This is a genomic window from Thalassobacterium sedimentorum, from assembly GCF_031127905.1.
GTDB lineage: Bacteria > Verrucomicrobiota > Verrucomicrobiia > Opitutales > Coraliomargaritaceae > Thalassobacterium > Thalassobacterium sedimentorum.
In genome coordinates this window covers 1-13,879 of record NZ_JARXIC010000033.1, presented here as the reverse complement: position 1 = coordinate 13,879, position 13,879 = coordinate 1, and the positions used below count along the sequence as shown (strand labels likewise).

At 49.5% G+C, this 13,879-nt stretch carries 9 protein-coding genes and 1 CRISPR repeat array; of the genes, 8 read left to right on the top strand and 1 reads right to left on the bottom strand.

Features of this window, described 5'->3' with window-relative positions; translation table 11 throughout:
- The 4 genes from csb2 to QEH59_RS15250 are packed head-to-tail and all read left to right on the top strand — an operon-like array spanning position 1 to position 5,959.
- Positions 1 to 1,671: a type I-G CRISPR-associated protein Csb2 gene (csb2, locus tag QEH59_RS15265; protein WP_308986246.1), complete on the top strand. Its 1,671-nt coding sequence runs from the start codon at positions 1 to 3 to the stop codon at positions 1,669 to 1,671.
- The gene (gene cas3g, locus QEH59_RS15260) at positions 1,668 to 4,754 is read left to right on the top strand and encodes a type I-G CRISPR-associated helicase/endonuclease Cas3g (protein WP_308986245.1); all 3,087 of its coding nucleotides are present in this window, start codon (positions 1,668 to 1,670) and stop codon (positions 4,752 to 4,754) included. Before csb2 ends, cas3g begins: the two co-directional genes overlap by 4 nt.
- 19 nt (positions 4,755 to 4,773) lie before the next feature.
- Positions 4,774 to 5,697 (top strand): type I-G CRISPR-associated protein, Cas3-extension family, encoded by a 924-nt coding sequence (locus QEH59_RS15255; RefSeq protein WP_425609253.1) that lies wholly within the window; start codon positions 4,774 to 4,776, stop codon positions 5,695 to 5,697.
- A 58-nt stretch (positions 5,698 to 5,755) separates the two neighbouring features.
- On the top strand, positions 5,756 to 5,959 hold the full coding sequence (locus QEH59_RS15250; RefSeq protein ID WP_308986243.1) for a hypothetical protein: 204 nt from the start codon (positions 5,756 to 5,758) through the stop codon (positions 5,957 to 5,959).
- Between the two features lie 185 nt (positions 5,960 to 6,144).
- Here QEH59_RS15250 and QEH59_RS15245 read toward each other — a convergent pair whose 3' ends face one another.
- Entirely contained in the window at positions 6,145 to 6,630 is a 486-nt protein-coding gene (locus tag QEH59_RS15245; RefSeq protein ID WP_308986242.1) for a hypothetical protein, read from the bottom strand.
- A gap of 186 nt (positions 6,631 to 6,816) precedes the next feature.
- On the opposite strand from QEH59_RS15245, the gene cas4g/cas1g reads away from it, so the two are divergent.
- The 4 genes from cas4g/cas1g to QEH59_RS15225 form a co-directional block, all read left to right on the top strand.
- Entirely contained in the window at positions 6,817 to 8,733 is a 1,917-nt protein-coding gene (gene cas4g/cas1g, locus QEH59_RS15240) for a CRISPR-associated endonuclease Cas4g/Cas1g (protein ID WP_308986241.1), read from the top strand.
- Between the two features lie 34 nt (positions 8,734 to 8,767).
- Positions 8,768 to 9,058, top strand: a complete 291-nt coding sequence (gene cas2, locus QEH59_RS15235; protein ID WP_308986240.1) for a CRISPR-associated endonuclease Cas2 — start codon at positions 8,768 to 8,770, stop codon at positions 9,056 to 9,058.
- Positions 9,059 to 9,277: 219 nt separating this feature from the next.
- Positions 9,278 to 10,695: a CRISPR direct-repeat array (repeat unit 36 nt; unit sequence ATTTCCGCGCTCTTCGGAGCGCGGCTCCATTGAAGG).
- 367 nt (positions 10,696 to 11,062) lie between these two features.
- On the top strand, positions 11,063 to 11,368 hold the full coding sequence (locus QEH59_RS15230; protein ID WP_308986239.1) for a putative signal transducing protein: 306 nt from the start codon (positions 11,063 to 11,065) through the stop codon (positions 11,366 to 11,368).
- A gap of 163 nt (positions 11,369 to 11,531) precedes the next feature.
- A partial coding sequence (locus QEH59_RS15225; RefSeq protein WP_308986238.1) for a PKD domain-containing protein occupies positions 11,532 to 13,879 on the top strand: 2,348 nt, incomplete at its 3' end.

The window sequence follows — 13,879 nt, the reverse complement described above, 5'->3', positions numbered from 1 at the left end:
ATGTTTGCACTAGGCCTACATTACTTGAGCGGTTACGCCGCTGCCACCGAACACTCGGATCGCAACCGCGCGGAATGGCCTCCTCATCCTGCTCGTATCTTTATGGCGCTTGCTGCGGGGTATTTTGAAACCGAGCCGACCTCCGAAGACTCAACCGCATTTCTAGAATGGGAAGAAGAAGCAAATGCACTGAGATGGTTGGAGAATCTACCATCCCCTGCGTTGCACTTCACTGAAGGGAGTCGGCGTTCCGTTTTAGACGTCTATGTTCCACCGAACGATATGACTGTGAGCAAAAAAACGGTGATCCCTGCCTTTCGCAGTAACAGGCAACCGAGAACCTTTCCCAAAGTGCATCTGGCCGATCCAAATGTATATCTAATCTGGCAAGACGATCAGGCGCCGGAAACATACTTCGCTGCATTGGAACGCCTTTGCAGAAAAGTTATCCGTGTAGGCCATTCCTCTAGTATGGTTCAAATGTGGATTCCACAGCCCGAACAAGTTCCCGAGCCAACGGTTGTGCCAAATTCAAATAATCACCGTGCACCTAGCACCTGCAGGCTCCGCGTTGCTGGACGAGGCACACTTGAATACCTAAAATCTCAATACAACGCAGAAGCTTCAAACGCATTCTTCAGCGCGGTCGACGCAATCCAAAGCGCTAAAGGAAAACAAAAGAAAACTCTCGTGGCCGAATTCGAACAAAACTTAGGAGTGCCCTACAAGAGAAACTTAAACCCACCTCCGTCTTTGCGGCCTACCATTTCTACGACAACTGATTACGTTCCAGTAGATGAAAACGTAGAAATCGAGCCGGCGACAACGGTTTTTAGTGAGCAACTACTCATTCTAACAAAAGAGGAAGGCCCCAATCTCGGTCTCGAAGCGACTTGGCAACTGTCCACTGCCCTTCGCGGTGCGATCGAAAAACACTGCCACCCCACACCAGAGTGGATCAGCGGCCACAAGCCGGATGGAAAACCTTCCGAGTCCCCCCATCTTGCCTTATTTCCACTGGCTTTCGTTGGGCAAGACTATGCCGACGGTCACATAATGGGCATGGCCTTAGCACTACCGAGATGTATGGAAAGCAGGGAGCAAGGACGCGCATTGAGCCGCCTTTTATACTCACCCGATGGCGAAAATGCCGAAGTAACACTAACACTAGGCAAACTAGGCGTGTGGACATTAAAGCTGGAAGAGCGCGTTTCACCGCCTCGAACGCTCCGCAACGATTTAATTGCCGGAGGCCCTACAGGCTCAACCACATGGGCCAGCGTAACTCCAATGGTATTAGACCGACACCCAAAGAAAGACCCTCGAACTCAGCGCGCAGAATGGTTTGAAGAAGTTACAAATATCATCGTTTCATCCTGCAAACGAATCGGCCTGCCAAAACCCGAGAAAATTGATTTGGATACAACCTCTTGGCACAAAGGAGCACCTAGGTCAAAGCCTGGCTCTAACGGATTTCCTCTCATGCCAGCCCGCCCTGGAGGTTCAAATCGCAGCCAAATACACGTATGGCTGCAATTTTCAGTGCCAGTAATTGGCCCCGTGTTACTAGGATCTGGACGCTATCGTGGCTACGGCCTTTGCAAGCCAATGCCAGATATCGAAGTTCAAGCAAAGAAACCGAACCATCGCAACCAGAAGTCAACATCATGACATTCCCAACTTTCCCTGAATTTTTTCGGGCACTCTACGGATTCGATCCATTCCCTTGGCAAATTGATTTAGCCAAAAAAGCGGTTATTGGACAATGGCCAGATTATCTCGCTGTTCCAACTGGCAGCGGAAAAACCGCATGTATCGACATCGCAATCTATGCCCTTGCAGCCCAAGCGACATTAAGTCCAACCGAGCGCACGGTCGGAAGGCGTATATTCTTCATCGTCAACCGCCGAGTCATTGTCGATGAAGCCTACGACCGTTCATTAAAAATTGCTAAAAGGCTCCTTTCACCGGAAAACGAACCACCAGCGATTAAAGCAGTCGCAGAACGATTAAAGTCCCTGTCTCCGACGACAGCAAAAGCAGCACCTCCTCTTGATTGTGTTCAACTAAGAGGTGCCATTTACCGCGATGATCGTTGGGCTCGCTCACTCACACAACCGACGGTCATTGCTTCGACCGTCGATCAGGTCGGATCCAGAATGCTTTTTAGAGGCTACGGCCTGTCAAATGGAGCGTGTCCGATTCATGCAGCCTTAGTCGCACACGACAGTCTCCTCCTGTTGGATGAAGCGCACATCAGTCGTCCCTTTGCAGAAACGATTGAGTCTATAAAAAAATATCGGGCATCAACACGGCGTCAAACAACAGTAAGTGAAGCGGTGAACACCCCTTTTCACTTCCTACAGATGACAGCAACACCTCCGAAGTTTTCCGGAAAGGAAGCTCCAGTGGTTCTGCATTTAACTGAAAACGACACAGAAAATGCCACACTTGCCCGTAGACTGAACACTCAAAAATTAGCACGTCTTGAGATTGCTGAGAATATCAAAGGAAAGAAGGCATGCTTAAAGATCGCAGCGGATCTTGCGAAAAGAGCGCAAACTTTGTTTGCCGAATCCAAGCCCGATTCGCTGGCAATACTCGTCAACCGCGTGGCGACGGCGCGAGAGGTTGAAAAACTGCTCAAAAAACAGTTTAATAAAAGCCACTCAGAAGTGAACATATCCCTATTGATCGGGCGCATGCGACCGATCGATAGAGACAAACACACAAAGCAGATAACCGAAGAACTAAAAACTAGCTACACAGAACCAGGGTCTTCCAATCCTCTGAAAAATAGCCCCAGAATCGTTATCGCGACTCAGTGTCTGGAGGTCGGAGCTGACTACGACTTTCATGCGATGATTACGGAATGCGCGAGTCTCGACGCCTTGCGCCAGCGCTTCGGTCGCCTCAACCGTTCTGGACTAAAACAAAATACTGCGCCCACGATAATCGTCATGCGAAGCGATTTGATTGAGACCTCAGCAAAAAAATTAGATGCAACCGACGCGGCTGGCAAGCCGCTCGATCCTGTATACGGAAATGCTGCTTCTCACACATGGAACTGGTTAAATCAAATAGCCGGAGAACAACAAACAGTTGACTTTGGAATACTATCGATGGATGAAACGCTCCGGTTGAATGCCCCCGCCGACTTATCCAAGCTACTCGCCCCAAGTCCTCACGCACCAGCGCTATTCCCAGCCTATCTTGACGCTTGGGCTCAGACAAATCCGCGCCCTTCTCCCGACCCAGATCCGGCACTGTTCCTACATGGTCCCAAAGCCGGACAAGCGGAGATTCAAATCTGTTGGAGAAGAGATCTGCCAGAATCACTCGATGCTGGAGATGCTCTAGTGCAGACAGTTAGCCTCTGCCCACCAAGTTCCCCCGAAATGCTAAGCGTTCCGCTTTGGCTATTTCGTCAATGGTTTTTCTTAACCGAACTATCAACTGACCTTCTCAGCGATCTTTTACTACAAGCCCCTCCAAATGAAGACGAAAAAGGGAAGAGCAAACGTATCGAAAAAAGATCAATAGCTTTAATATGGAAAGGACTATCAGAGAGCACCTTACTTGAGCGCCCAGATCAAATCCGCCCCGGTGATACAATAATCCTACCAACGAATACAGGCGGTTGGGATACTTTCGGACACATTCCAGAAGCTCCACTGGATCCGGTCTTATCGCCAAGCAGCGAAGACGTCTCACAAAATAAATATCCAGAAATCGATATTGCTGAGGATGCCTTTCGTCAGTCGAAAAACCAAGAAATCGTCAGATTCGACAGAACTCGGATCGAGCAACTCAAGCACACAACGCAAACATCAGATTTCGTCAATTGGCTGGAAGACGCAGATTCTAGTTTAACAAAATCACAAATTAATTCCCGACTAAAGGAGATCGCCGGCCAATTGGAGGAAGCGAGTGACTTAAGACATTCTATCGAAAATCTATGTCGACTAGGTTTTAATTACACTCGTTATCCAAACGACAAGGGTGCTGTGTTCATCTCAAAGGCTCAGATTTCCAACCGTCCACTTCAGCTTACAGCTCTCGGCGACGAAGATGATGCTCTGTCTAAGACGGAAGCTATTGCTGCCGTTACGCTTCCAGACCACACCGAGCATGTGCTACAACACCTATCACAAACGCTTCGCTTCCTTCCGTTAAACGACTTTTCGGACTCCCTAAAAATGGCAGCACTCTGGCACGATTCGGGCAAACTGGACGAAAGGTTCCAAGCGCTCCTTTGTCGTGGTAATTTAAATGCTGCAATGGCGCTAAATGAACCGTTAGCCAAATCTAAAAACCTCTCACTCACTGTTAAAGAAAGACAGCAAGCGCGAGATCGAAGTAAAATACCTAAAGGCTTTCGACATGAAATGCTATCCCTAGGCTTAGCAAAAAAAGGACTCGAAGAGTCTGAAAATGAGAACTGTAGCTACAGAAAGGATTTAATCCTCCATCTCATTGCTGCGCACCACGGTCATGCACGCCCCTTTGCGCCAGTCGTCCAAGACGATTCTCCCCCGCAAATAGAGTCGACCAAGATCAAATCAATACAAGTTCCCGACCTCAATTGCGACGAGAGACTCAAGATGCCTGCCCACCGAGTTGATTCTGGAGTCGCGGAGCGTTTCTGGGAGATGACAAAAGAGTTGGGTCCATGGGACTTAGCTTACCTTGAAACCGCCCTACGATTGGCCGATCAGCAAACAAGTGAAGCAGAGTCCGAAGGACTGATCTAATAACTCAACCGATTAAACAATGTCAGACGAAACACATTCCATAATCCTAACTGGGCTAGACGGCTCCAACCCTCTTGGTTATCTCGCAGCACTCGGAACCTTTAGAATTCTATCCACCCATTTAGACGCGAAGCCGCATCTCACTTGGATCATTCAAGGCGGAGCCTGGAAGCCTAAAATAATACTCAACCAGGCTCTAGCTGATAGCCAACTCGTAGAAATTCTGAACGATCAACTATGTAGAATGATCGATCATCCTGCCTTCACGTTTGCAAAGAATCCGGCAGTTCCAGTTATGCAGTTTACAAAATTGGCTTCGGATCTGATCCTACAAAGCTCAATTGAAAACGACCAACGAGGCCTTGAATTCCTCGCTGCATTTGGCTCAGACGCAATCACAGATGAAAAGGGATTGATACAAGACACCGCCTTGCGAACCATGAGCGGCGCAGGCCATCAACATTTTCTCAAATTCATGAATGATATTGCGAAAAACACAAACGCCTCTCAATTGGGAGAAGCACTATTTGGACCTTGGGCTTATTCAGACACAGGCCCCAGCCTGCGCTTTGACCCAGAAGACGATCGCCGTTATGCGCTTCGCTGGAAGAACCCGAGTTCTGACGCATCAACTTCAGTGAGAGGCGCAAACCGGCTTGCCATTGAAGGACTACCGATGTTTCCAACTGCACCGAAGGGGAGCTTGCTTGAAACAACCGGTTTCAAAGGTCACAAAAGCAACAATACTTATTGGACTTGGCCAATCTGGGATGCAGAAATCAATCTCGATACAATAAAATCACTTCTAAGCCTTCAGGAGATCACCAAACTAAAACCAAACGCCACAGTAATAAAGTCTATAGGCATCACCGCGATTTTCAGATCCCAAAGAATCACAGTAGGCAAATTCCGAAACTTCACTCCTGCAATTCAAGTGGCCTAACGTAACGAATCTCATCGAACAATAGATTTCATGAACCACCAGAGCACTTGCTCGTCTCATGCCGAAGAAGCCCAAGTCCCCGAAAAAGCCCAAAAAGAAACTCACGCCCGAACAGAAAGCAGAAAAGCGGAGGCGTAAGGCGGAATTCGAAACGATCTTCGTTGGAGGCAAACAGAAGCGGGTTCGGCGTCGACCGTTGGTCGAGGGGCTCGATCACGATGAATTTATCCGCCGCAATGCTGATCCGATTTGGCTGCATTAAAACGGGCTTTGGGAAGAGATGGAGCGGCCCTTGCCCTCGGACCGCGATGCCAGCACCACAGCAAATGAGGATTTACCATTCTAACAGAACCACGATGACTCAGTTAAAACTGAACGTTTGATGAATCTGCACGCTACGTCTCCAAAGCAATTCTCACCTGAACAAATCTCAATATACTCCTCGCCCTATGCCAAATCAACCGACTCGTCCTGATCTGCTTCATGCATTTTTAGAATTACGCCCAGCGGATCGTCGGCTTGAAGTATGTCATCAGCTAAGCTGTATCTCAATCTCCGTAACGAAGCTTCACGCTCTGTTGCAGGCTCACCTTCTGTTTGGTGCCAATGTAAAGCTCTGATGTCAGCACTCAAACGATGAAAACGGGACTCCCAACGTTGACTTTTTGTCTGAGCTCTATCGAGCCACGCGATCAGATCAAAGCGATCAACCGTACGCAATCGCTCCTCCGCTTGTGCGGCATCCAGATAGACGCCTGCCAAAATGCGATGCCATATCACGAAGTAAACTGGATGCGTTTGCCCGGGATCACCGGCTTGCTCTGGCGCACACCACAACGAATCTTCAACAACACCAATCAGCACTGGCGATTCGGACAAAATCGACCCAATAGTGTAGGTCTGCATGCTATTACCGAAATGCTTAGTCTGCATATCAATAACAGGGTGCTCCCAACCCGGCACCCGAAGTGGTTGATCAAAACGTACTGTATCAAAAAGCCCCATAATTTCATCCCTCTCTACCACAGCAGAATTTCACAAATCAGGTGAACATTCGAGCATAAAGTTACATCTATGAGCCTTTAATCTCAGTAAAAAACTTAAACCTCCCACACAGTTATGGCCGATCCAGACAACTCGAAGGAACCAACTCTCCTGCCAGCTCGCATGTTAAACGAGTTCGTCTATTGTCCGCGACTATTCTACTACGAATTCGTCGAAAAGGTATTTGTCCACAGTGCGGACACACTGGAGGGCGCAGCCCAACATAAACGAGTGGATGCGGGAAAAAGCAATCTACCCTCAGTCAAAAAACGAAAAAAAAAGGAAGCCGAGCCCAAAATAAACGAAGTCTCGGAGGTCAACGAAACGATTCATGCCCACTCCGTCGCACTGTATTCTGACACACTACGGGTCAATGCCAAGCTTGACCTTGTCGAAGGCTCGACTGACCTAGCCACTGGAAAGATACTGTATCAACCAGTCGAATACAAGCGTGGGCGCCCCCGCGAGGGCGACGAGGGTAACGAACTCTGGCCCGCCGATAAAATACAACTAGGCGTGCAGATTCTGCTGCTACGCGAAAATGGCTATGAATGCGATGCCGGTATCGTCTTCTACCGAGAGACGCGTCAACGAGTGCGCTTTGATATGGATGCCGCGACCGAAGCATGGATTACCGAACAAATCGCTGCCGCACGAAGCTGTGCCCAAGGTCCCATACCAGCCCCACTCGACGACTCCCCTAAATGCCCGCGCTGCTCATTGGTCGGGTTTTGTTTGCCCGACGAGACACGCTTACTTTCGGAATTTACCAAGCCGGACAAGCTTCCAGAGTCCACACAAATGGATCTGTGCATGGACTTCCCCGAGATCGACGATCGGATCAACGAGGGACCGTTTGGCAATATCCCAGAAATCAAACTACCTGCGATCAAACCAGGACAAGACGTGCGGCGCCTCATTGCTCCTGGCGAAGACACTCGAACATTATATCTCCACACGCCCGGAATGTTTGTCGGAAAAAAGGACGAGGTCATTCAGGCCAAAGAAAAAAAGGATAGGAATGGCAAAAGCAAAGTAACGGCAGAATTCTTAATTAAAGACCTCCACCACCTTGCCGTGTTCGGCCCCGTCCAAGTATCAACTGGAGTGATTCAAGCACTATGTGAAACCGACATTCCGATCACTTACTTTTCGATGGGCGGCTGGTTTTATGGCATGACCCGTGGGCATAGTCTGAAAAATGTTTTCACTCGAATTGAGCAGTTCCGCCATGCCGCCGACCCCGAACTTGCAATTAACCACGCGCGTCTTTTTGTGCATGGAAAAATTCGTAATCAGCGCACCCTGCTAATGCGCAACCATCTCGACGCCCCCAAACAAACTCTTCGACACATGAAATGGGCCGCACAAGCCGCCCTTACCGCGCACTCCATCCCCAACTTGCTCGGAATTGAAGGAGCCGCAGCTCGCGCCTACTTTAGCGAATTTAACGGCATGATTAAACATCGCGGAGAATCACCACGAAAAGCCGAACAAAATGACGGTCAACAGGCCCAGTTTCCTTTCGATTTCAATGGACGCAACCGACGACCACCCCGCGATCCAGTCAACGCTCTGCTTTCACTCGCTTACAGTTTATTGGCTAAGGATGCAAATCTAGCGGCCTACTCTGCCGGATTTGATCCCTACGTGGGATTCTACCACCAACCTCGATTCGGTCGCCCTGCACTCGCCTTGGATTTGATGGAAGAATTTCGTCCCATCGTAGCGGAATCCGTGGTGCTAACTTTGATCAACAATGGCATGTTACAAGAGAATGATTTTTATCGAGCCGGAGAGGCTGTCACACTAACGCAGCGAGGTCGTAAAACATTCTTCATGGCCTACGAAAAACGAGTCAATAGCGCAATCACCCACCCAGTGTTTGGATATCAGGTCAGCTATCGGCGAGCGATGGAGTTACAATTTCGCCTACTAGCTCGCGTGCTGACTGGTGAAATTGAGCAATACATGCCCTTCACTATTCGCTAACTTTAAAACGCCCACAAAATAAACGCTCAAGACTATGAGAAGAAACTTTTTTGTCACCTACGACATTTGCGATCCCAAGCGACTACGGAAAGTGTTCAAAATTTGCAAAGGATACGGCATCCATTTGCAGCTTTCCGTATTCGAATGCGATCTAACCGAAACAGAGAAAGTTCAGTTTGAAACAAAACTGAAGGAAGTGATCCACCACGACGAAGATCAGGTACTATTCGTCGACCTCGGCGTCTCCCATGCACGCGGAGAACGCACCGTAAGTTCGATCGGATTACAGTATTCCAAGATGGACGCGCCCTGCTTTGTGGTATAATCTTCATTTAGTGACCCGTTCATTGACAGTTTAATTTCAATGCGAGCGGTCAAGTGCTGTAAAAAAGCATGGGAGAGCTCGCATCGATTGAATACCAGAGGCTTACGGAAGTTATTTCAAAAAAAACAGATGATAACACACATCATTTTTAGCAACTGGCGACACTGCTCGATTGACAAGCTCCAAGGCATTGTCAATCAAGCGACAAGAGAAGTTGCTATTTCCGCGCTCTTCGGAGCGCGGCTCCATTGAAGGGGGGCATGGTAACAACTAACAACACATCATTCAGCATTTCCGCGCTCTTCGGAGCGCGGCTCCATTGAAGGAAATCACTCATGGTCGACCTGTTGGGCTCGCTTGGTTATTTCCGCGCTCTTCGGAGCGCGGCTCCATTGAAGGATTATTGAGCAGGTCGCGCTGCTCATCCGTGAGCGGCATTTCCGCGCTCTTCGGAGCGCGGCTCCATTGAAGGGCTGACGTCTGGAAGCAGTTCGTCGCTAAGCCCGAGTATTTCCGCGCTCTTCGGAGCGCGGCTCCATTGAAGGTCAGTTGCCATGTCTAAGCTGTCCGTTTGTCACGTGTATTTCCGCGCTCTTCGGAGCGCGGCTCCATTGAAGGTCCTTCGGTATGACATAGCAGGGGAGCAAGCGCCATATTTCCGCGCTCTTCGGAGCGCGGCTCCATTGAAGGCTGAGCAAACAGAGAACCCAGTTATAAACTGAAATCTTATTTCCGCGCTCTTCGGAGCGCGGCTCCATTGAAGGCAGCATCGCCCGAATCTCATCCCCCGAATAAGAGTCATTTCCGCGCTCTTCGGAGCGCGGCTCCATTGAAGGTTGAGACTTCGACCCGCTTTAATCTCACGCGCAAGACATTTCCGCGCTCTTCGGAGCGCGGCTCCATTGAAGGATGTCACCGCCGACAGTTTTCACACCATGACGGAAGATTTCCGCGCTCTTCGGAGCGCGGCTCCATTGAAGGCTTGCTCACCTTTGAGGAGTTTGAAGCCTTTTGCACCATTTCCGCGCTCTTCGGAGCGCGGCTCCATTGAAGGTGCAATATGTTCGGAACTGGGCCACGAACTTCCTGACCGATTTCCGCGCTCTTCGGAGCGCGGCTCCATTGAAGGGCTGTTACCAAGTCACTCCAGGACGTTGCTTGTTGCTATTTCCGCGCTCTTCGGAGCGCGGCTCCATTGAAGGGGATTTTCCAGCGGTTGAGGCAGATGTCGAAAAGCTCCATTTCCGCGCTCTTCGGAGCGCGGCTCCATTGAAGGCACGCAAGCCGCGACTGGCCAGCGCCGTATCCATGTATTTCCGCGCTCTTCGGAGCGCGGCTCCATTGAAGGAATTATGCCCCGTATTCGATCCGCGCCCGCACAACGCATTTCCGCGCTCTTCGGAGCGCGGCTCCATTGAAGGGCCGTGGCCGGTAGCAAACAGATCGCATCCCAGCCCATTTCCGCGCTCTTCGGAGCGCGGCTCCATTGAAGGCTGGCGTTGAGCTCGAATCCGGCAAACTTGCCGTGCATTTCCGCGCTCTTCGGAGCGCGGCTCCATTGAAGTAAAAAAGAGGCCCTCGAAAGCATCCAAGCATTCGCCATTTCCGCGCTCTTCGGAGCGCGGCTCCATTGAAGCAGCGCCTGCATTGCGGTGACAATCCAACTGTATCCACGTTTCCGCGTCCTTCGGGACGCGACTACAGTTGGAACTCCGCAATGAGTATTCACTCGCAATCAATTATCTAAGCTCCCCAGATCATTTTCAACCATTCGACCTTAAGTAGAACTAAGTTTCGACATGGCTCTTGCATATAGTACGGATATCACTGCCCAAAACCCTGACTCATTGAAAATAATCTAAAAGCACTGAAAACTCATTGATCCACATCTGCAATAACACTCTCAATACACGGCCCCATCGGCTGATCTTTATATTGCATCCACCACAACTTACTTAAAGATAGTCCCCACACAATTAGTCCTGAACGTACACCTCAAATCTTATGCAAGAAGTATTCAGACATCACGACAGCTCAACGGTCGGGCTACTCAACGGCATTCTCAAAGAATCAGGCATTGCAACACTGCTCAAAAATTGGACTGGAGGCAATATTACTGAAATCCCAATCCCTAGCTTATATCCAAGCATTCATGTGCTGGAGGATACTCAGGCTGAAGAAGCCAAGCAAATCATCGAAGAGTATTTACACCAAGCCCCGAAAGAACTCCCCGAATGGAAATGCCCACAATGTGAAAGCATGGTCGATGGATACCTATCAGAATGCTGGTCCTGCCAAACTGAAAAATAGTTCTACATGCCGAACCAGCCTCTCATCCTATTTCTTACGCAGAGGCCACGACACAATAAACAAATATATAATTTAACTGGGGCATGATGCGCTCGGATTAAAACCATTACAATGAATAGTAACTGGTTAAACATGTCATTTTAGCCATATTTCGTAACTCACAATGAAACGACGCGATAGCACAGCCAATTATACAGTCTTCGGTCTACTACTATTCCTTTTAATACAACTCGTTTGGTATTCGAATCCACCAAGCGAGCTACAGAATGAGACGTCAGCAAACGACTATAAACAGGAACAAGTCGTCTCGACACCTTCACTTCTAAGCCCAAAGAAACTTGTCCACAACAAAACTGAGGACTTCCAACAATGGCTCGAGGCATGGCGCCAGTTGGGCCATCAGTCCTCCGATCCGCAATTTCTAATACATGGGATCGCCTTAGCCGAGCAACATAGACTGGAGATGGAGCAACTGATCCTAAGTGATCCAGACACTGCCTTGGAACGTGCTCTCTCCTACTATGATTATGTTCAGCTACCTGAAGCGATTCAAGCGCGAGTGGAAGAACCCTTTTCGGAAGTCTCAGACATTAGTGTTGTGATCGACTGTGGCGCAAGCGATCACCCGCTGCATTACCACATGAAATCGTCCACAGGAGATGCATTCAGGCTTTATATGCCGACGGCACATCGCGTTGCTTTGAGTAAACGAAAGCTTCCAGTTCAGGGAATTCGGCTAAACGGTAAAGCTGTAGCGCGTGCAAATGTGTTTCAAATCGTCACTGGCAGCGAAGCTGATTGGCTCACTAAAAATTGGCCAAGCGGACAACAAGACAAAACGCGCTGCTATCTAACGGGGGAAGCAATCACAGGCAGACCAACTATAACCGTTGCAGGAGGCCGAGTCTTCCACTTTCAAGATACCGACTCAGTTCATATATTGGAACAAGTACTCAGCGAGGCCGATGCGAAAGCCGGGATCAATAATGGTAGCGCTTGGATAATGCGCACTGTCTCCTCAGAAGGCTTTCCCATCGAAGCATTTCAGAGGCAAGTGAGCAGTGCGGCACTACAAGCCACAACGGGTGCGAAAACGGTCTTAGTCATCCTTACAGATTTCCCAGATTACCCGAATCAATCCTTTAACGCGGTGGACATCGAAAGCATGCTCGATGAAGAGGTCGATCATGCATTGCGCGCGTATTCCTACAATAAAATGAGTCTGGATGGCTCCGTCACAAACAATGTCATCCGCGCCCAATACAACAGTAGTTATTATGAGAATAATTACAATACGCTCCACGATGAAATCGTCGCGCAATACATGGCTTTAGGTCATGCCAACCCGTTCTCGGAATATGACTCTGTTTGTATCGCCATTGCAGGCACTCAATTGGACTTGGTTGGACTCGCAGACGTGGGAGGCCAAGCTGTATGGATTGAATTATCTGGATACGATGATGACCATGTCTTCACTCACGAACTGGGACACAATTATGGCCTGCACCACGCCAACTACTGGGACCATTCGAGTGCGAATCCAAATTCACTGGATCCGGTGGACCCCACCGGATCCAGCGAAGAGTATGGTGACATCTACGACACGATGGGCTCGCCCAACAGAAGCTACCTGCTGGATAATCATTTCCATATGGCTGCCAAAGAACAGCTCGGATGGATTACTGAAAGCCAGTGGAGTGCCATCGAAACAGCAGCGAACAACGGCACCTATCGTATTTATCAATTTGATCATGAAGATGCAGCTGGCCTGCAGGCACTACGCATTCGAAAAAGTGCAAGTAACGATTACTACTGGTTAGGCTACCGCCATGAACAAAAGGAAACGACTGTCTTACAAAACAGCGCTTATCTCCTATGGGAAAAAGCAGACGGCCTGCCTGAGTTGAACCAATGCTGGCTGATCGACACGACTCCTGGCTCTGAACAGGGTAAAATTGATGCTGGAATCGCAATCGGCAGGACCTATTCCGACACCGTCTCCAATGTTCACATTACCCCCATTTCGAAGGGTGGATCGAGTCCCCAGCAGTACTTAGATATCGTGGTGAATTTAGGGACATTTTCTACAAATGTAGCTCCCAGCGGAACGCTAATAGTGCCAAGTACCGCCATCGCCCGGGAAAACGTCCAATTGAGTGCGCAAGTGATCGACGCCAACAATGACGCCCTCGCCTATCATTGGAACTTAGGCGACGGCAGCATGCATGCGAGCAGTGCCTCCATTACCCATAGCTGGGGCATCGGCGGCAGTTATCCAATCACATTGACCGTCAGTGATATGAAGGGCGGCACCACCACGATAATCCAGACGATTACAGTCAGTGATCCACTCAACACATGGTTGGATCGTTCATCAGGCACCGCTCTCAACCTGCTCGGCATTGCAGCCAATGAGACGCATGTCGTCGCAGTCGGCGCCAATGGCACCATACTACGCTCTGTCGACGGGGCGACATGGACCAAGCAGCCGCTCTCTGGCGTCGCCGCCAA